We start from the raw sequence: 20847 nt of genomic DNA, 5'->3' as shown, positions 1-20847 counted from the left end.
TGAAATGCTAAAACATACGATGAATAACAACAAGAAAATAATTACTCAGTTTCGATTAAAAAGAATAGTTGCTTTTCTCATCGATGCAGTGATCGTTTCAATCCTCCTTTCAATCGTTTATCGACTAACAGGATTTGCAAACTTTCCTGGTGTCTTAACAAAGATGATTGAAATAAATAGAACCATGGGTGAAACAGGAACTTCTGATGCGACTGTAAAAGTAATGTCTCTCTTTAATGAAGCATTTCTACAATCGCTTATTATCTGGTTTTGTTACGATGTCGTAACTACCCTATTATTTAGAGGATCTACAATCGGAAAAAGAATCTTTCGATTGAAACTAACACACATCAATCATAAAAAAGGTAAACTTGCTTATTGTCTTTTAGTAATTGTTAGAAGTTTCTTTAAATTTTTGTCGATGTTTCTTTTCCAAGGCGTCCCATTCTTACTATCCGTTATTAGTATATTTGCTAATCCAAAGTCGTTAGCTGCCTACGATCGTATTGCTCGATTAGTGGTTGCCGATAAAAACGTTGTTTAAAAAGTTTACTAAAGAAAGAGGAAATCATCATGAATATATTACTTTGTTGTTCTGCTGGCATGTCAACAAGTTTAATTGTTTCAAAAATGGAGAAAATTGCTGAGTCAAGAGGGATTTCAGCACGCATTTGGGCGGTTTCTGAATCGGTTGTTCGTTCAGAATTCATCGAGGCGGATGTGTTATTGTTAGGACCACAAGTTCGTTTTCTTTTAGAAGAAATGGAAAGTGTCTGTGGTGAGAACAATATACCAGTTGACGTTATTGATATGTTTAGTTACGGAATGTGTGATGGTGAAGCGATTCTCGACCAAGCCATAAAATTAAATAATAAATTGTATTAAAATATTGAGAAGTTCTCTTTTATCTATGTCGATTGAAAGTAAATAATATTAAATACCTAAAAGGTTTTTAACATGAAAAATTTGCGGCCATAAGGATATTTCCTGACAGAATTGATCATGAAAGAGAAAGGAGGTCCGTTTATGGTAAAGAATGAAACAGAAATTTTCACATTGATTTTACATGGTGGGAATGGTCGAAGTGCGGCAATGGAAGCGATTCAAGCAGCAAAAAGACAGGATATGGATTTGGCTCGTAAGAAATTAAAGGAAGCAAACGATTCTTTAAATGAGGCACATCATATTCAAACAACCCTTATTCAATCAGAGATTGGCGGAAATCCAACAGAGATTTCACTTTTAATGATTCATGCGCAAGATCACTTGATGAATGCGATGACCGTAAAAGACTTAGCAAAAGAGTTCGTTGACTTGTATGAGAGGGGCCTAAAATAATGTCAAAGAAATTTAAGATTGTGACAATAGGTGGAGGCTCAAGTTATACACCAGAACTGGTTGAAGGTATCATAAAGCGATATGACAAAATACCAGTTACAGAACTTTGGCTTGTTGATGTCGAAGCAGGTCGTGAAAAATTAGAAACAGTTGGAGCCCTAGCAAAGCGTATGATCAAAAAAGCTGGAGTTCCAATTGAGATTCACCTTTCTTATGATCGTCGTGAGGCTTTGAAAGATGCTGATTTCGTTACGACACAGCTCCGTGTTGGACAATTGGCTGCTCGTGCACTTGATGAAAGAATTCCATTAAAACATGGTGTAATAGGTCAAGAAACAAATGGTGCAGGTGGTTTGTTTAAAGCACTTCGTACGATTCCAGTTATTTTAGATATTTGTAAAGAAGTTGAAGAACTGTGTCCAGATGCGTGGATAATAAACTTTACAAATCCTGCAGGTATGGTGACTGAGGCTGCGTTAAGATATTCAAATATTAAGAGATTTATTGGACTTTGTAATATACCGATTGGAATGGAAATGGGCATTGCAAAGCTTTTAAATGTAGATTACTCTCGTGTTCGAATTGATTTTGCAGGGCTAAATCATATGGTTTTCGGTTTAGAAGTTTATCTAGATGGAGTCAGTGTAAAAGAGAAAGTACTTGAAATGATCATGGATCCAGCTAATGCAAGTTTTGTAAAAAATATTGATGCAGAAGAATGGGCACCTGAATTCCTAAAAGGAATCAATGTTATTCCATGCTCATACCATCACTACTACTACAAAACATCTGAGATGCTGGAAAGAGCATTGAAAGACTTTGAGTCAAATGAAACACGTGCAGAAGTAGTGCAAAAGATTGAAGAATCTCTATTTGAAAAATATAGAGATGAAACGCTAGATATAAAGCCACCTGAGTTAGAAAAACGTGGTGGAGCTTACTATTCTGACGCGGCATGTCGTTTGATTTCATCAATTTATAATGATACTCGAGATATTCAACCTTTGAACACTGTAAACAAAGGGGCAATATCAGGCTTACCATATGATGGTGCTGTTGAGGTCAGTTGCGTCATTACAAAGGATGGTCCAGTTCCGTTAACAATTGGAGAGTTACCAGTACCAGTTCGAGGATTGATTCAAACAATAAAATCGTTTGAACAGACAGCAATTGAGGCTGCAGTAGAAGGAAGTCGTGAAAAAGCGATTCTTGCATTGACGATTAACCCACTTGTTGCTAGCGATAAATTGGCTGTAGCTATTGTAGATGAAATGCTTGAGGCCCACAAAGAATATTTACCAAGATTTTTTGATTAATGATTATTAATCATAAAGTCGTGGAATGAAAAAAGGCATCGTTCTTTAATGAACGTGCCTTTTTCTAATTATTCTTCAATCATATCAATTTCAATCCAGATGGTGATACAAATAGATATCACTAATATTAAAGAAAACGTCAAAACGAACATAAGATCAGCTCCTACCAAGTTTTAAATCCTTCAGAACCTGTTGGTGTATGATGATGGTGTTGCAGCATATTTCCTAAAGGAATTGAATAGGCAATTACGATTAAAACTAGCGCGATTCCAATCCATAGCCACCAATTTTCTAATATTTTAGGTGTATTTTCTACATCACTTTCAGCAATTGGAAATTCGACGAAATCTTCCTCTGCCACTGCTTTTGGTAAAGTAAATAATGATTGCAAAACAATGATGATTAGTAACATTGCAGATAGAAATAAAATTGACCCTCCAATAGCAACTGTTACATGATTTGATAAAATACCGTTAAACCATTCAAGAGTAGCAGGGTGATTTGCATAATCAGTATACGCTGTTCGGCGAGGAGCACCTAAAAGTCCTAAAATATGCATTGCTGTTGACATTAATAACATACCAATAGACCATGTAATGATTTGAATAAAGGCTAATTTTTGTACAACTTTTGTTAATTTTCTTCCCGTAAGATAAGGGATTAACCAAAATGTTAAACCAAAAAAAGTCATTGCGACAGGAGTTCCGACCGTTATATGAAAATGGCCAACCACCCAAAGTGTATTATGAATGATCTCATTTAAAGAGAAGCTTGCATTAATGATTCCACCTGCGCCTCCAGGAATGAAGAAAAACATAGCAATAAATATAGAAGTAAAACGAACGTCTTTCCAAGGTAGTTTAAAAAACCAACCGAATATTCCTGTACCACCTTTTTTCCTTCCTGTTGTCTCAAATGTGGCAAACATTGAAAATGCTGTCATTAAAGATGGGATAATAACCATAAACGTCAGGACGGTCTGTAAAAATTTCCAAAAACTTGAGATTCCAGGCTCTTGTAGTTGATGGTGGAATCCAACTGGAATTGAAAATAATAAAAATAGAATAAAGGACAATCTTGCTAGTGAATCACTAAACACTTTTCCACCAATAATTTTTGGAACAACGACATACCATGCCATGTATGCAGGTAAAAGCCAGAAATAAACTAGAGGATGACCAAAATACCAAAATAGTGATCGGCTTAACTCGACATTAATTGTGTCAACCAAACCAAATGCCCAAGGGATGAATTGAAAAAGTACAGTGGCGGCTACTCCTAAACTAGCAATCACCCAAAGAACAATCGTAGCAATCGTCATAAAAGCAAATAGTGGACTTAAACGTCCTTTATGTTTCTTTTTCCAAACAATATAATGTCCAATTAACGAGAATCCGTTAATCCATGTACCAACTACAAAAAGAGCTAACGCTACATAAAACCATCCACTTGCTTTTAATGGAGCGTAGAAAGTATATAAAACGGAAGCCTCTCCAGATAAGATCATAACTACAGCAAGCAGGGTACCGATTGTCATAACGATAAATCCTATCCAAGAAAATAAACGCACCTTTGGGCCGAACTCGCCTAAAGTTTTACTCATTCCTGTAATGAGGAATCCGAATATAAAGTAAGTAGTAAATACTAATGCGAGTAATACGCCGTGTGCAGTTAAAACTTGATAGTAGTCTAACCAAGTCGGTAATTCTAGTGCTTTATTTCTTATAAACACTTGTAATAGTCCACAGAATGTACCTATTAAAAAAGCAATATAGGCGACTATAATATTTGTTAAGGCTAATTTTGAGTCTATTATATTGATCCTATTATTCACCTTTTACCACCTCAATCGTAGTTTGCATAAATTGATGTCCAGCCCCGCAATATTCATTGCAAAGTACTAAGTAATTGCCAGTTTTTTTAAACGTATATTCTTTTGTATTAATACGTCCTGGCACAACCATCATATTTACGTTTGTATGAACAATTGAAAAGCTATGAATAACATCTGTACTCGTCAACTTAAAAACAATTTTTTTACCTACTGGAACTTGTAGTTTAGTAGGTTCATATCCAAATGTTTTACCAATTAATACAACCTCATATGTATCATCGTTTAGTTTATTTACACCCGGATGATCAAAAGGAGCGGTTTCCTTCACTTTGTTAGGGTCAATTAAGTCCATACCTGTTGCAGGGTGATGGTGAAATCCAAAGGCGGTTATTGCTATGATTGTTAGAAATAACACTAAGGAGGCTATGCCAAATATTAACCAAATTTTTTCGTATTTATGTAAATGCATCTTAACACCTCTTTCAAATTAACGTTGTAAATAAAATGCGTAGAATCCAAACCAAAGTAGAAAAATGAATATACCGATTCCAAACACGCAAATTAATGTTCCTTTTAATTGTGGTTCCTTTTCTTTTGTCTGATTTTTAAGTCCCAATTTTACTCCCCCGTTTATTCATCGTTTTCTTAATCTCAGTCTCATTTCTTCGTCCCATCATAAAACAGCTGAAATGACCACGAAGACTAAGATTTTCCGCCTTTAATGTAAGTGTACTTTAAATATCAAAGTGTAATAATTAGGGGATACTCTGATGTTAATTGGAAAAAATCCCTAACAAATTATCTGATATTCCCTTAGAAGTAAGCTGGTTCTTATTGATTCAAAAGTAGTGTTTGTCCAATTTAGCGAAATCAAATTCAGATAGAAGTCCCAATTTTTTATAATCAACTAGACTGTCAATTTTTTTAGGAGTATAGTAATCTTGAAAATTTCATCAATTTGCCCGATGTATTGTAGTGAATAAAGTAAGATACAAGAATATATGACTAATTGAATGTAATTAAGGAGGGGTCACTTTGATACGTGTGCTGCTTGTAGATGATCATATTGTTGTACGAACTGGACTAGAGCTTCTACTACATGAGAAAAATGGAATCTCAATCGTTGGAGTTGCTGCAGATGGTGATGAGGCCATTCGAAAAGCAAAGGAGTTAACACCTGATATTGTGTTAATGGATTTAAGTATGCCAAAAGGGAAAAGACGGAATAACGGCAACTAGAATTTTAAAAGAATATTTACCAGAAACTAGAATACTAATTTTGACGATGCATGATAGTGATGAATACTTGTTCAGAGCAATACAGGCAGGTGCTTCTGGATATATTTTAAAAAGTGCTCCCCATGAAGAACTGCTAAATGCAATCCAATTAATATATACAGGCAACGCTTATTTAACCCCAGCTGCAACAAAACGATTAATGAATGAGTATTTAGTAAAGATGCAGCAAGAGGGACATACAAGTTCTTACGAAATTTTATCTGAACGCGAGAAAGAAATATTAGTGTGGATCGCTAGAGGATATTCCAATAAAGACATTGCTGAACAACTGGTCATCAGCGTTAAAACTGTTGAAACTCATAAAAGCAATCTTATGGATAAGATTGGGCTTCGTTCAAGGCCAGATATCGTGCGCTATGCCTTACAAAAGGGGTTGCTTGACTTTGAATAATGTTAGTTTACATTATCATTCTGAAATCATTGAACAAATCACAAAAGACAACTTTTCTCTAATTGACGATTATATCGACGACCAATCATTTCGCAATACTTTAAAACAGATACTCAAACAATTGACAGATGTAAAAATTGCACTTGATGAATCATCAATTGTAGTAGTAACTGATCATCGTGGAATCATTCAGTACGTAAATGAAAAGACATGTGAAATTACGAAATATACGAGAGAAGAGTTGATAGGTCAAAATCATCGCATAATTAGTTCAGGGTATCATTCAAAAAGTTTTTTTATGGATCTATGGAAAACAATTAGCTCGGGACAGGTTTGGCATGGTGACATTAAAAATAGAGCAAAAGATAATACCTTTTATTGGGTAAACACTACGATTATGCCTTTTTTAGATGAAAATGGAAAGCCTTATCAATATTTAGCGATTCGTAATGAGGTTACAGCCTTAAAGGAAGCTGAAGAAGAGATAAAACGAATGGTAAATCGTCTTATGTATATTCAAGAGGAGGAAAGGAAGCGATTTTCGAGTGAAATTCATGATGGAATCGGACAAAGTTTATTTGGGCTTACGATTCAATTGGATCGGTTAATCGATGATAGTGAAGTGAAACCTACAGAACTTATTAATCTTAGAAATACAGTTACTGAAATCATTGGCGAAGTGAGAGGACTCGCTTGGAATTTACGACCGTCAGTACTTGATGATTTTGGGGCTATTCCTGCTATCAGAACATATATAGATAATTTCAAACAGTACTATGATATACAAGTGAAATTTGAGTGTAAACTTCGTAAACGATTGGAACCGAGTGTGGAAACTGCACTTTATCGGATTGTTCAAGAAGCATTAACGAATATCGGTAAATATGCAAATGTATCTGAAGCAATTGTTGAAATATGGGAAGATGAGCAAAAATTACATGGCCGTATTACAGATTTTGGAAAAGGTTTTACACCACATTTGGACCGAACTGGAGTTGGATTATTTAGTATGGAAGAACGAGCAAGAAGTATTGGTGGTTTTCTCGAAATATGTTCTGCGCCTGAACAAGGCACAGTGATTTCTTTTTCAATACCACTTGAATAGCTGACTTTTAGGCAAAGTGAACTTTAGTTAGATTCAATTGATATCAATAGTAATTGAACTTGTTAAAATTAGGGGATGATTTTGCATGGTTGAGAGAAAAAAATACAAATTTAGTTTGAATAAAAGGCTAGCTATGTTTACGACGATTCTTGCAATTATTACATATTCAATCAGTGGATTTTTCATTTACTTTTTATATGAGTATGTTTCAAGTTTCGTCAGTGAACAAATTTTCATGGTATTAACATTGATATTAGGGGTTTTTTGGTCGGGTGTATTAGCTTATTTTGCAGCTACACGATTTATCACGAAGCCGTTGCAATTACTAGAGTCGGCTGTAACTAAGGCTGCAAAAGGAGATATTGGGGAAGACGCTCCAGTACCAAAAACTGATGATGAAATTCGGTCTCTTAGTCTAGCATTTAATGAAATGCAACATAATATACGGGATATTGTAAGTAATATCGATATGAATTTTGAAAGCACAAAGGAAAAAGTTCTACAAATGACAAAGGGGGCAAATATAGCGGTTGAGCAATCAAGAAATATTACGCTTACTATTTCTGAGATTTCAAATGGAACAGATTACTCTGCCAATGCAATGCAAGGAACGGCAAATTCTGTAGAGGATGTTTTGTTAATCGCCAACGAAGTACAGGAAAAAGCTCGCAAATCTGAAAAGTTGTCTACTGAAATGGTAAATACATTAAATCATTGTAAAGCTATTGTACACTCACTTGTCAGTGATGTACGTGAGATGGAAAAAAGCAGTGAGGAATCACTACACTCTGTAAAACAGTTAGAGAAACATACAAAGGAAGTTGAGAAAATTATTGGTTTCGTAGGTGAAATCGCAGCTCAAACAAATCTATTAGCACTAAATGCCTCAATAGAAGCCGCTCGTGCTGGAGAACATGGTCGAGGATTTGCCGTTGTTGCGGAGGAAGTTCGTAAGTTAGCAGATCAAAGTGCAGAAGCCGTTCAAGGGATTACAAATTTAATTTTAAATATTCAACATGAAGTAAAGAATGTAGTTGAATTAATCTCTCTTCAAGTAAAGTTAGCAAACGAAGAAGCTCTTAAAGGAAATGAAACAAATACAGCGATTCTTACGATGACGAATTCTATCGATGAGGTTGTTCAAGCCGTAACATATATCGTTTCACTTGTTGAACAGCAATTTAATCATATTGAACAAACAGTAGGACAATCGCAAGAAGTAACTGCGATCGCAAAAGAGACATCAACTGGCGCATTAGAAGTTGCAGCTGCGGCAAAAGAGCAAACAAGTTTTATTCAAGATGTTAATAATTTAGCTGAAGAATTAGTGTCTCAGGCAGAGGAACTAAAAGAAACGATTAAGAGGTTCACTTACTAATTAATGATTGTGTCATCTTCTTGGTACTACTTAGTACACGAGTTTATTAGTGAGACAAATCTGTCTCCCTAAAATTAACGGTAAGGTAGTTGGTTGTTCACTCTAGAGAACAGATTAGTACGATCTCTATTAGGTAAAAAAATGATTTTATTGAAATAATATTTTCAGTAGTAAAAAAATTACCAATAACAACGATATTAATTCTAAGATATTATCATTTTAATTCATGAAAAAGTGGAAAGTAGGTTTAAGAGAAGGGAATATTTGCTTCTTTGAGCTTATGGGTATAGGTGCTTTTTAAAAATAAATAATTCTTTGAAATAGGAAAAGAAAGTGGGATGTACTGGAACCCAAATCTTTTCCTTTTTTTATTTTATTTTCTCCTCATATCAATTCAGGGAGTTTTATTTTGATATATTAATTTGTTATATATTTGTGTACTAGTTTTGTAAGCGTTTTAAAAAATATAGAGGAAGATATTTAGATAACAAGAATATTAAAATAAGCCTCTCTTAAAAATTTATGGTTTTCTAGTTTGGCTAATTTCATTATATTGGGGAATTTAGTGAAAGGGTGGGGAATGATGAATCGAGACTATTTAATCAAACCATTACTTGGTCAACATTATCCTATGATCTCTCATGGGAAGGGCGTGTACTTGTTTGATAAAGAGGGAAAACGGTACATAGATGGTTCGTCCGGTGCAATTACAGTAGGTATTGGACACGGAGTCGATGAAATCATTGACGTTATGACTGAGCAAGCAAGACAAGTATCCTTTGTTTACCGATCTCAGTTTACGAGTGAAGCTGCTGAGAAGCTTGCTAAAAAAATAAGTGATATCACTCAGGGTGACTTGAACTGGACTTTTTTTGTGAACAGCGGTACGGAAGCAACTGAAACAGCTATGAAACTTGCAATTCAACATTTTCAAGAAAAAGGTATAAAGGGAAAAAACAAAATCCTTTCACGCTGGATGAGCTATCATGGCATTACAATAGGGGCTTTATCAATGTCAGGGCACCCTTTACGACGCCAAAGATTTGTTCCTATGTTGGAAGATTATCCATCCGTTTCACCACCATACTGCTATCGTTGTCCTCTTAATTTAGCTTTTCCTTCATGTGATACTGCTTGTGCATCTGAGTTGGAAACAGCGATTAATAGGATTGGTTCTGAGCATATTGCAGCTTTTATTGCTGAACCAATTATTGGGGCTGCTGGAGGAGCAATAGTTCCACCACATGGATATTATCAAAGAGTAAAAGAAATTTGTGAAAAAAATGATATTTTATTTATTGCTGACGAAGTGATGACTGGAATTGGTCGTACTGGAAAAATGTTTGCGATGGAGCATTGGGGCGTTCAACCAGATATCGTCACACTTGGGAAAGGAATGACATCTGGATATACGCCTATGGCTGCCACAATTGCGAGTGATAGAGTGATCGAGCCTATTATGAAAGGTTCAAAGCTGGTTATGAGCGGTCATACATTTAGTGCAAATCCACTGTCTGCAGCTGTTTCACTAGCTGTCATCGTAATATGTCGAGAAACATAATCTAGTGAAAGCGGCTGAGGAAAAAGGAGATTATCTTAAAAAGAAACTTGAAGCTTTACAGGAGAATTCTTCAATAATCGGTGATGTAAGAGGAAAAGGTTTATTAATTGGAGTTGAATTGGAAGGTAACGTGAAATCAAGTTCTTTCATTCAAAATGCAAGCAATAAAGGTTTGCTTCTTTATCCATCGGTTGCAGGAAGCAATGGAAAAGAAGATTCAGCCTTTATGATTGCTCCACCATTAACGATAACCTACGAAGAAATAGATGAACTACTTCAGATTCTTTCCGAGAGTTTATATGAATTGGAAGCAAAACAATCGGGTTTAACCTATGCAACTAAGGGGGAATAAGATGAAACTAGTAGAAAATACGTATAAAAAGATCGCAACTATTGACCACATCCTTCAATATTTCCATGATGATATGACAATTATGGTCGGTGGATTTGGAGGAGTAGGCTCACCTCCATCCTTACTTCAAGGGTTATTAGAAAGTGAAGTAAAAGATATCAATGTAATTTGTAACGATGCTGGTTTTCCAGATATCGGTATCGGGCGAATGGTACGTAATGAAAGAGTGAAATCACTCGTTACATCACATATAGGTTCTAATCCTTTTGCCGGGAAGTTGATGACAGAAGGTAAGTTAGATGTTGAATTTTCACCACAAGGCACTTTAGCGGAGCGCATTCGAGCAGGAGGAATGGGACTTGGAGGCGTTTTAGTGGATGTTGGTCTAGACAGTATTGTAGAAAATGGGAAAGAAAAAGTAACTGTAAAAGGTAAGCAATTTCTGATTGAAGAAGCGTTAACTGCTGAGGTTAGTATTATTTTTGCAAAGAAAGCTGATCCGTTCGGTAATCTAGTTTTTGACAAGAGTGCTAGGAATATGAACCCACATATGGCTACGGCAGGAGAAATAACAATTGTAGAAGCTGAAGAAATTGTTCCTCTTGGCTCATTAAACCCAGAGGAAATCATTACACCTGGTGTATTTGTGAACTATATTATTCAATCAGAGGGAGTGAACTGGAAATGGGCGTGGGAATAGACTTTCGTCAAAAAATTGCAAAACGAGCTGCACAGGAAATTCATAATGGCATGATTGTTAATTTAGGAATTGGAATCCCATCACTTGTTCCAGATCATTTACCTGATGATGTTCACGTTATGTTTCATGCGGAAAACGGCGTAGTTGGAATAGGGCCAAGTCCGGAAAAAGGAAATGAAGACGAGAATCTTTGTAACGCCGGTGGTTTTCCAATTACGATTTTGGACGGTGCTAGTTATTTTGACAGTGCGACTGCATTCGGAATGATTCGTAGAGGTTTACTGGATTTAACAGTATTAGGTGCTTTACAGGTGAGTGAAAAAGGTGACTTGGCAAATTGGATTGTACCAGGTAAAAGGGTTCCAGGAATAGGTGGAGCGATGGATTTGGCACAAAAGGCGAAGAGAGTAATCGTTGTTATGAATCATACAGATAAAGCGGGAAATCCGAAAATCGTAAAAGAATGTAGTTTGCCTTTAACATCTAAACGTTGTGTAGATTTAATTATTACAGAAATGGCTGTTATAGAGGTTAAAAACGATCAGTTAGTGCTTAAAGAATTAATGCAGCCATATACTGTTGATGATGTAATAAAAAATACCGGAACAGATTTGGTGATTACTGAAGACTTAAAAATATTTATGTAGAAAAGGGTGAGTACATTGAAGGGTTACAAAAAAAGTATTCAAGACTATATAAATAATAATAAAGATAAGACTATCAAACTATTAGAACGATTAGTAAAGGAAGACAGCATTTCTGGAAATGAGAGTAAAGCACAGGCTATTGTTGTAGAAAAGTTGAGAGAGCTTGAGTTGGATTTAGATATATGGGAACCTGCAATTGAAGAAATAAAGGATCATCCATATTTTATTTCCGCTAGAGAGAACTTTGATGGAAGTCCAAATGTTGTAGCGACACTAAAGGGTACGAGTGGTGGTAAGTCTATGATTTTAAATGGACATATTGATGTTGTTCCTGAAGGTAATATTCAACAATGGACATATCCACCCTATGGTGCAATTGTAAAAGACAATAAACTATATGGACGTGGAGCAACTGATATGAAAGGCGGTAATGTGGCCCTCATATTAGCAATTGAAGCAATTAAACAAAGCGGCATTACGCTAAAAGGTGATGTTCATTTTCAAAGTGTGATCGAGGAAGAAAGTGGCGGTGCAGGAACATTGGCTGCAATCCTACGCGGATATAAAGCAGATGGGGTAATCATTCCTGAACCGACAAATATGAAGTTTTTCATTAAGCAGCAAGGGTCCATGTGGTTTAGATTGAAAGTAAAAGGTAAAGTAGCTCATGGCGGCACTCGATATGAAGGCGTAAGCGCCATTGAAAAAAGCTTGCTGGTTATTCAGCAAATTCAAAAACTTGAACAATTACGAAATGATCGAATTGATGACCCGTTGTACGATGGTGTACCAATTCCAATTCCGATCAACATAGGTACAATCAATGGTGGTACTTGGCCATCCTCTGTATCAGATCTTGTCACTTTAGAAGGTAGATATGGCGTGGCTCCTAATGAAAAAATGGAAGATGCTAAAAAAGAGTTTGAGAGATGGATAGAAAATCTCGGAAATCTTGATGAATGGTTTTTAGATTATCCAGTAGAAGTAGAGTGGTTTGGAGCAAGATGGGTTCCAGGTTCTGTTGAGGCTGACAATGAGTTGGTCAAAACTTTACTGCATAATTACCATCATATAACAGAACAAAAACCAATCATAGAGGCAGCGCCATGGGGAACAGATGGAGGACTGTTTACGCAAGTTTTAGATATTCCTATGATCGTCTTTGGACCAGGTGAAACAAAGGTAGCTCACTATCCAGATGAATTCATTGATTTAGATCAAATGTTTTTAGCTGCTGAAATTATTGCCTGTACATTAATAGACTGGTGTGAAGTTCAAGAACAGCATGAAGGCGAGGGAGAATATGAAAACGAAGAAGTATTATGAAATCATAAAAATGAAGCATGAGAACTTTTATTTTGAGGGAGCTTTAGATCATTTCAATGAGAGAATTCGGATTGATTATTACTTAGGGAATGTATCAAACCTGATTGAGAGAATCGAAAAGCTAGCGAAAGAATATCAGTATACTAAATTAATCATTAAAACAAGAAAAGAACATCTCTATTCTTTTTTGCAGAAAGGTTATATGATTGAAGCTTTAGTGAAAGGTTATTTTCAGGGAAGCGATGCGTTTTTTGTAACAAAATACAATAGCCTAGATAGAAGAAATAGTCTTTATTGGTCTCAAGGTGATGACATATTAGAGGCAGTTCTAAAGAGCGATAAGTTGAAAGAGAAAATCATTCCAGAGGGTTATCACCTCAGAAGAGCTGATAAAAAAGATGCAAAAAAACTCGCGAATTTATATGGTCAAGTTTTTCAGGTTTATCCAACCCCATTAAACGAAGCTGCATATGTAGAGAAAACAATGGATGAGGATACAATTTATTGGGTTTACGAAAAAGAAGGAATCATTGTAAGTGCGGCATCTGCTGAAATTGATTTTGCACAAAGAAATGCAGAGCTTACAAATTGTGCAACGTTAGTAGAGCATAGAAAACATGGTTTGATGAAAGAAATAATGAAAAAGTTAGAACAGGACTTAGTAAGTCAATCAATCTATTGTTCCTATACAATTGCACGCTCATTATCTTATGGTATGAATGCTGCTTTCCATCAGTTAGGGTACATGTATACTGGAAGAATGACAAATAATTGTTATATTTACGATAAATTAGAAGACATGAACATTTGGGTTAAAGATCTTTCAGAAATAGTCTCTTAATGTAGAACTGCCGAAAAATGAGCATGAAAGTGCTGAATTTTCGGCAGTAAAAGGATGGTGAGAATGATGATTTCAACAATTCCAACTAATGAAATGATTAGTGCTATATTAAACAGTATCGATGAATCGATTCATGCTGTCGACAATAATGGAATGACTATATTTTATAATCAAGTTGCAGCCGAGAATGATGGCGTTTCAGTTGAAGATGTTCTTGGGAAACATGTACTTGAAGCCTTTCCTTCATTGACGAAAGAAACGAGTACCTTACTCAAGGTATTGGAGACAAAGCAGCCAATCATACAACAGCCACAGCGATATGAGAACATAAAAGGCAAGTTCATTGATACAATTAATACAACGATTCCGATCATGCTAGATGATAATCTCATTGGTGCTGTTGAAATTGCAAAAGACTATTCGACGATTAAAAAGCTTGGAGAAAAGGTTTTAGATTTACAAGCTCGAATGAAGTCACAAACTAAACAAGGTAAAACGAAACAAGCTCATTCTTATACCATTTCAGATATATTGACTAATGACGCTGCTTTATTAGAGGTTAAAATGCAAGTTGAGAAAGTAGCTAATGCTGATTCAGCAGTACTTGTTGTTGGAGAAACTGGAACTGGAAAAGAACTATTTGTACAGTCGATTCATCATTGTTCAAGTCGTTGTCAAAATCCTTTTATTGCTCAAAACTGTGCAGCTTTACCCGAATCATTATTAGAAAGTATACTGTTTGGGACAACAAAAGGTAGTTATACTGGTGCATTAGACCGGGCGGGATTATTTGAGTTGGCTGATGAAGGAACATTATTTTTAGATGAGCTTAATTCTATGCCTTTAGAGCTTCAAGCCAAGTTATTAAGAGTATTAGAGGATGGAGTCGTTCGACGAATTGGCGATCAAAAGACTCGAAAAGTAAATGTTCGTGTCATTGCTGCGATTAACGAATCTCCTTTAGATTGTGTCCAAAACGGAACAATGCGACCAGATTTGTATTATCGTTTAAATGTTTTTTCATTGTTCATTCCACCTTTACGAGAACGAAATTTTGATATTGAGTTATTAACATCTCACTTTGTTGAGCTGTTTAATGAACGCTTCTCAAAAAATGTAAGAAACGTGGAACATACTGTATTTGAGTTATTTCATCAATACAATTGGCCAGGTAATGTACGCGAATTAAAGCATACGATTGAGCACGCGATGATTATGGCAGAGGGCCATACGCTTACAGTCAAACATCTGCCAATGCAACTTCAACAGATTAAAAAAAGTACTGACACAAAGGGAGTACAACCATTACGAATGGCGATGCAAGCAATGGAGGCTTCGCTCATTAAACAAGCATTACTTCAAACGAAAGGTAATATTCAGCAGGCTGCAGCACTGCTTGAAATACCGCGACAAACGCTTCAGTATAAGATACAAAAACTAAATATAACTGTATAAGCCGCCAAAATATAGGCAGTTTTATATTGTTGAAAAAACGATTATTTCCTTATTGTATAACCTGCATTCGGAGCCATTATAATCAATGGTAACGCCAAGCTACATCAGGTTTTACGCTTCTAAAGGCAAATATCCTCGATGAATCTGAACGTCATATTTTATACTTTGACGATAAAATAAGCCGCCTAAATTTAGGCGGTTTTTTATGTTTAGTTGAATATTTAAAAGGGATTTATCAAATTTGAATAAGATTTCGTTAGAATAAAAAAAAATAAAACGTTTGAAAAGTTAGAATTTTCAGTGTTAAATTGAGTTTATTATTTTTTTATGTAAAGATTTTGTAAAACTTTGGCACGACTCTTGCTTTATAAAAATTATAATATTCGAAAGGGGATGTACGTATGGTAAATGCAGTTTACGCTCCAAATAGACATTGGAAAGAAATCGATTTGTGGAAAGACGTAACAGAAGAACAGTGGAATGATTGGGTTTGGCAACTAACAAACACAATTAAGACATTAGATGACTTAAAAAAGGTAATTAATATTACACCGGAAGAAGAAGATGGCGTAAAAATTGCTACAAAAACGATTCCGTTAAACATTACACCATACTATGCTTCTCTAATGAATCCAGATGATCCACGTTGTCCGGTTCGTATGCAATCAGTACCTATTTCTTCAGAGATTAACAAAACAAGATTTGATTTAGAAGATCCATTACATGAAGATGAGGACTCTCCTGTGCCAGGATTAACTCACAGGTATCCAGATCGCGTATTATTTTTAGTAACAAACCAATGCTCAATGTATTGTCGTTATTGTACAAGACGCCGATTCTCTGGCCAAATTGGAATGGGTGTACCAAAAAAGCAGCTTGATGCAGCTATTAATTATATTAGTAAGACGCCACAAGTTCGAGATGTATTAATTTCAGGTGGAGACGGCTTATTAATTAATGATAATATCCTAGAATATATTTTAAAAAATCTAAGAGAAATTCCACACGTGGAAATCATTCGTATCGGGACAAGAGCGCCTGTTGTGTTCCCACAACGTATTACAGAGAATCTTTGTAATATCTTAAAAAAATATCATCCAGTTTGGCTAAATACACACTTTAATACATCAATTGAAATCACAGAAGAATCAAAACGAGCATGTGAAATGCTTGCAAATGCTGGTGTTCCTTTAGGGAATCAAGCGGTTATCTTGGCAGGAATTAACGATAGTGTACCGATTATGAAAAAGCTAATGCATGATCTAGTTAAAATTCGCGTTCGCCCGTACTATATTTATCAGTGCGATTTATCAGAAGGAATTGGTCATTTCCGTGCTCCTGTTTCTAAAGGATTGGAAATTATGGAAGGTCTACGTGGCCATACTTCCGGCTATGCGGTTCCAACATTCGTAGTTGATGCACCTGGTGGTGGAGGAAAGATTTCCCTACAGCCAAATTATATGATTTCACAAAGTGCAGAGAAAGTTGTTCTTCGTAATTTTGAAGGCGTTATCACAACGTATCCAGAACCACAGAATTATGTTCCAGGAAGAGCAGATGCTTATTTTAAAGAAATTTATCCTGATATGGATGAAAAACGCTCTAATGCAGGTATTGCAGGATTAATGAATGAAACGAAATTCAATCTAGTACCTGAAGGGTTGCAGCGTATGGATCTTAGAAAAACATATGCAACGAATCCAGAACACGCTTCATTAAAAGATAAACGTGAAAAACGTGATGAATTAAAAGAAAAGAAATTCCAAGCACAAATGACTAAGGTACAAAGTAATGAAGAACTAGTTGGAAGTGCAAATGCAAAAGGTGATGCTGAATGAAGACATGTCAATGGTGCGAGTCCGTCAATATAAGTGAGGCAACAAACACTGTATATTGGGAACTTCCAGACGGAACAAAAGCAATTGAAATTCGGGAAACACCATGTATTGAATGTCACGAATGTTATATCACGTATCAAACAGATGAAACGGTTAACGTAATTGAGGAGCAATTATTTCTAATTAATACAAAGTTGCTTGAGAAAACAATACAATTTGTTGAATTATTGCAGCAGCCTAGATTATTAAAAAGAAATTATTTTGATTTCTCCAAATAGGGGATCGGAAGCGATAAACTGCTTCCGATTTTTCTCTAATTAAATGATGTAGGTAGAATCATAATTTGAGAGATGAAAATAATTGTAAGCGTTTTATACGTAGGGTAAAACAAATGAAAATAGTAGTTTTCATAAGTCGTTTAATAAATGAATCCCAAAATATACGAATAATTGATGATATGAAAAGAAGTAATTTCAATCTTATGTTTCAAAAGTTGACTGAAAAAGGGGTAATGTAATGAAAAATTCAGTTAGTACATTAACAGTCCTTGAATCTAAGAATCAATTATCATCGGTGACAGGTGAGTTAAAACGAGGATTAAAGCCTCGACATTTAACAATGATTTCACTAGGTGGAACAATCGGAACTGGTTTATTTTTAGCAAGTGGTGGTGCCATTCACAACGCTGGACCTGGTGGTGTTCTCGTATCTTATATCGCAATTGGAATAATGGTGTATTTTTTAATGACAAGCCTTGCAGAAATGGCTACATATATGCCAGTCGCAGGATCGTTTAGCACTTACGCAACAAAATTCGTAGACCCTGCGCTTGGCTTTGCACTTGGTTGGAATTACTGGTATAACTGGGCAATTACAATCGCTGCTGAATTGGCAGCAGTAACAATGATTATGAAATTTTGGCTCCCAGAAACGTCTTCAATTCTATGGAGTGGATTGTTCTTGGCAATCATATTTCTATTAAACTATCTCTCTGTTAAAGGTTTTGGGGAATCAGAATACTGGTTTTCATTAATAAAAGTTGTAACAGTAATCGTTTTTTTAATTGCAGGATTCTTAATGATTTTTGGAATCATTGGTGGAGAAGCAGTCGGATTCAAAAATTTTACGATTGGTGACGCACCTTTTCATGGTGGATTTATGACAACACTTGGAATTTTTATGGCGGCGGGTTTTTCATTTCAAGGAACAGAATTATTAGGTGTTGCGGCAGGAGAAAGTGAAGAACCAAATAAGAATATACCGCGTGCAGCTCGCCAAATATTTTGGCGCATTCTTTTATTTTACGTTTTATCGATTATTGTAATTGGTCTATTAATTCCCTATACAAATGAAAATTTAGCAAGTGGTGATGTTGCTGTTAGTCCTTTCACTTTAGTATTTGATAAAGCTGGAATTGCTTTTGCAGCATCAATTATGAATGCTGTGATCTTAACTGCGGTATTGTCGGCAGGAAACTCAGGTATGTATGCTTCGGCAAGAATGCTATGGGACCTTGCACGACAAAATAAAGCTCCAAAATTTCTTGGTAAATTAAATAAGCGCGGAATTCCGGTTAATGCTTTGATTGTAACTTCTGCAGTCGGAACAATCGCATTTTTAGCTTCTTTATATGGTGACGGAGTTGTTTATGTTTGGCTATTAAATGCGTCTGGAATGTCTGGATTTATTGCGTGGATCGGGATTGCGATTTGTCACTATCGTTTTAGAAAAGCATTTGTAGCGCAAGGGAGAGATTTAAACGATTTACCGTATAAGGCTAAATGGTATCCGTTTGGACCATTGTTTGCGTTTGCACTATGTGGGATTGTCATTCTTGGACAAAACTATGCTGCATTTACTGGAGAATCCATCGACTGGAATGGTGTTCTTGTTTCATATATTGGTTTACCTCTTTTTCTTGCACTTTGGATCGGATACAAACTGATAAAAAGAACTAAAATTGTTCCGATTAATGAGTGTGACTTAAATAATAACTAAAAAAAGAAGCTTAAATAATTAAATGACTAGAAAGTTTTGATTCTCCGACTATATATAGGATGGTGTAAAAATGAGTAAAAGAAAATTCGTTAAAATTCAAACATCTATTCCTGGACCAAAATCTATGGAGTTACTTGAGCGAAGAAAAAAAGCAGTGCCAAAAGGGATTAGTAATAATTGTGAAACCTTTGTAAAGAGTGCAAGTGGAGCACTTGTAGAAGATATTGATGGTAATACATTCATTGATTTTGCGGGTGCGATTGGAACTTTAAATGTGGGGCATTCTCATCCTAGAGTAGTTAGAGCGCTTCAAAATCAGTCAGAGAATTTTATTCATACTGGTTTTAATGTCATGATGTATGAATCGTATATTCAACTTGCTGAACGCCTAGCTGAGATTTCACCTGGAAGTTTTGAAAAACAAGTTGCTTTTTTTAATAGTGGAGCAGAAGCAGTCGAAAATGCAGTGAAGATTGCGAGAAAGTATACAAAACGCCAAGGAATCATTTCATTTACTAGAGGGTTTCATGGAAGAACTTTGATGACAATGACGATGACAAGTAAGGTCAAACCATATAAGTATGGTTTTGGTCCATTTGCACCTGAGGTTTATAAGGCTCCGTATCCATACGTTTATCGCCGTCCAGATCAGTTGAGCGAAAAAGAATATAGTCAATTTATGATTGAACAATTTGAACAGTTTCTTATTTCTGAAGTTGCGCCTGAAACAATTGCAGCCGTTGTGATGGAACCAATCCAAGGCGAAGGTGGTTTTATTGTTCCAGATCGTAACTTTGTGAAAAGAGTAAGAGAAATTTGTACAGAATATGGCATTTTATTTGTTGCTGATGAAATACAAACGGGCTTTGCGAGAACAGGTAAATACTTTGCAATCGAACATTTTGGAATTGAGCCGGACTTAATTACCATCTCAAAGTCTATGGGTGCTGGCGTACCGATTAGTGGTGTAATCGGTAGAAAAGAGATAATGGAAGTTTCTGAGAGCGGGGAATTAGGTGGCACTTACGCAGGAAGTCCTCTTGGTTGCCAGGCTGCCTTAGCTGTTCTAGATATTATTAAAGATGAAGGTTTAAATGAACGAGCTGTTATCATTGGAGATAAAGTAAATAGGAAAATGCATCAATTGGCGCAGCGTTTTGATCAAATTGGTGATATTAGAGGCATCGGCGCAATGTGTGCGATGGAAATTGTCACAAATAATACTGATAAAACACCTGATAAAGTAGCTGTTGGGAAAATTGTAAAGGAAGCAAATAGTAGAGGACTAATGCTATTAAGTGCTGGAATATTTGGGAATGTCATTCGCTTATTAATGCCATTAACGATTACTGATGAACAACTGGAAGAAGGTCTTTATATTTTAGGTGAGTCAGTTGAGGCAGTGTTATCATCAGAATTACATTTGGAGGTAAATCTATGAGCCAAATAAAAGAAAAATATGAAATTT

At 35.7% G+C, this 20847-nt stretch carries 18 protein-coding genes and 2 pseudogenes; 17 read left to right on the top strand and 3 right to left on the bottom strand.

Annotated features, from left to right (window positions below; all coding sequences use genetic code 11):
• Positions 1–4 precede the first annotated feature (4 nt).
• The 4 genes from ABID96_RS19085 (at position 5) to ABID96_RS19070 (ending at position 2654) form a co-directional block, all read left to right on the top strand.
• Positions 5–544, top strand: coding sequence for an RDD family protein (locus tag ABID96_RS19085; RefSeq protein WP_192603740.1), 540 nt, complete (start codon positions 5–7; stop codon positions 542–544).
• A 29-nt stretch (positions 545–573) separates the two neighbouring features.
• On the top strand, positions 574–885 hold the full coding sequence (locus ABID96_RS19080) for a PTS sugar transporter subunit IIB (protein WP_192603741.1): 312 nt from the start codon (positions 574–576) through the stop codon (positions 883–885).
• A gap of 141 nt (positions 886–1026) precedes the next feature.
• On the top strand, positions 1027–1338 hold the full coding sequence (locus tag ABID96_RS19075) for a PTS lactose/cellobiose transporter subunit IIA (RefSeq protein ID WP_192603742.1): 312 nt from the start codon (positions 1027–1029) through the stop codon (positions 1336–1338).
• Positions 1338–2654, top strand: a complete 1317-nt coding sequence (locus tag ABID96_RS19070) for a 6-phospho-beta-glucosidase (protein WP_192603743.1) — start codon at positions 1338–1340, stop codon at positions 2652–2654. Before ABID96_RS19075 ends, ABID96_RS19070 begins: the two co-directional genes overlap by 1 nt.
• 163 nt (positions 2655–2817) lie before the next feature.
• Here ABID96_RS19070 and ABID96_RS19065 read toward each other — a convergent pair whose 3' ends face one another.
• From ABID96_RS19065 to ABID96_RS19055, 3 genes are read right to left on the bottom strand one after another with little or no spacing between them, the layout of a single operon-like run.
• The gene (locus ABID96_RS19065) at positions 2818–4488 is read right to left on the bottom strand and encodes a b(o/a)3-type cytochrome-c oxidase subunit 1 (protein WP_377897002.1); all 1671 of its coding nucleotides are present in this window, start codon (positions 4486–4488) and stop codon (positions 2818–2820) included.
• Entirely contained in the window at positions 4481–4957 is a 477-nt protein-coding gene (locus ABID96_RS19060) for a cytochrome c oxidase subunit II (RefSeq protein ID WP_088001842.1), read from the bottom strand. The genes ABID96_RS19065 and ABID96_RS19060 overlap by 8 nt, the downstream gene beginning before the upstream one ends.
• Positions 4958–4975: 18 nt before the next feature.
• A complete protein-coding gene (locus ABID96_RS19055; protein WP_377897001.1) occupies positions 4976–5104 on the bottom strand; it encodes a cytochrome C oxidase subunit II in 129 nt (42 codons plus the stop codon).
• Between the two features lie 419 nt (positions 5105–5523).
• Here ABID96_RS19055 and ABID96_RS19050 point away from each other — a divergent pair.
• The 13 genes and pseudogenes from ABID96_RS19050 (at position 5524) to gabT (ending at position 20820) form a co-directional block, all read left to right on the top strand.
• A pseudogene (locus ABID96_RS19050) lies at positions 5524–6178 on the top strand (response regulator transcription factor).
• A 25-nt stretch (positions 6179–6203) separates the two neighbouring features.
• The gene (locus ABID96_RS19045; RefSeq protein WP_377897085.1) at positions 6204–7283 is read left to right on the top strand and encodes a PAS domain-containing sensor histidine kinase; all 1080 of its coding nucleotides are present in this window, start codon (positions 6204–6206) and stop codon (positions 7281–7283) included.
• Between the two features lie 85 nt (positions 7284–7368).
• Positions 7369–8661, top strand: coding sequence for a methyl-accepting chemotaxis protein (locus ABID96_RS19040; RefSeq protein WP_192603746.1), 1293 nt, complete (start codon positions 7369–7371; stop codon positions 8659–8661).
• Between the two features lie 583 nt (positions 8662–9244).
• Positions 9245–10574 (top strand): annotated as a pseudogene (locus tag ABID96_RS19035) (aspartate aminotransferase family protein).
• Between the two features lies 1 nt (position 10575).
• Positions 10576–11274 carry a CoA transferase subunit A gene (locus ABID96_RS19030; protein WP_192603748.1) on the top strand — a complete coding sequence of 233 codons (699 nt, stop codon included), beginning with the start codon at positions 10576–10578 and terminating at the stop codon, positions 11272–11274.
• Positions 11259–11921 (top strand): 3-oxoacid CoA-transferase subunit B, encoded by a 663-nt coding sequence (locus ABID96_RS19025; RefSeq protein ID WP_192603749.1) that lies wholly within the window; start codon positions 11259–11261, stop codon positions 11919–11921. The genes ABID96_RS19030 and ABID96_RS19025 overlap by 16 nt, the downstream gene beginning before the upstream one ends.
• Positions 11922–11936: 15 nt before the next feature.
• Positions 11937–13247 carry a peptidase gene (locus tag ABID96_RS19020; RefSeq protein ID WP_192603750.1) on the top strand — a complete coding sequence of 437 codons (1311 nt, stop codon included), beginning with the start codon at positions 11937–11939 and terminating at the stop codon, positions 13245–13247.
• Positions 13225–14088, top strand: coding sequence for a putative beta-lysine N-acetyltransferase (ablB, locus tag ABID96_RS19015; protein WP_192603751.1), 864 nt, complete (start codon positions 13225–13227; stop codon positions 14086–14088). The genes ABID96_RS19020 and ablB overlap by 23 nt, the downstream gene beginning before the upstream one ends.
• 69 nt (positions 14089–14157) lie before the next feature.
• Positions 14158–15543 carry a sigma-54 interaction domain-containing protein gene (locus ABID96_RS19010; RefSeq protein ID WP_377897083.1) on the top strand — a complete coding sequence of 462 codons (1386 nt, stop codon included), beginning with the start codon at positions 14158–14160 and terminating at the stop codon, positions 15541–15543.
• A 401-nt stretch (positions 15544–15944) separates the two neighbouring features.
• Complete coding sequence (kamA, locus tag ABID96_RS19005; protein WP_088001863.1) at positions 15945–17381, top strand: lysine 2,3-aminomutase; 1437 nt, start codon at positions 15945–15947, stop codon at positions 17379–17381.
• Positions 17378–17659, top strand: coding sequence for a YokU family protein (locus ABID96_RS19000; protein WP_192603753.1), 282 nt, complete (start codon positions 17378–17380; stop codon positions 17657–17659). The genes kamA and ABID96_RS19000 overlap by 4 nt, the downstream gene beginning before the upstream one ends.
• A gap of 238 nt (positions 17660–17897) precedes the next feature.
• The gene (locus tag ABID96_RS18995) at positions 17898–19379 is read left to right on the top strand and encodes an amino acid permease (RefSeq protein WP_088001867.1); all 1482 of its coding nucleotides are present in this window, start codon (positions 17898–17900) and stop codon (positions 19377–19379) included.
• A gap of 70 nt (positions 19380–19449) precedes the next feature.
• Complete coding sequence (gene gabT, locus ABID96_RS18990; RefSeq protein ID WP_192603754.1) at positions 19450–20820, top strand: 4-aminobutyrate--2-oxoglutarate transaminase; 1371 nt, start codon at positions 19450–19452, stop codon at positions 20818–20820.
• The last annotated feature ends 27 nt before the right edge of the window (positions 20821–20847 follow it).

Source organism: Gottfriedia sp. OAE603 (assembly GCF_040543965.1).
GTDB classification, from domain to species: Bacteria; Bacillota; Bacilli; order Bacillales; family Bacillaceae_G; genus Gottfriedia; species Gottfriedia solisilvae.
Note: the sequence above shows the minus strand (reverse complement) of the source record. Positions and strands in the feature narration are given on the sequence as shown.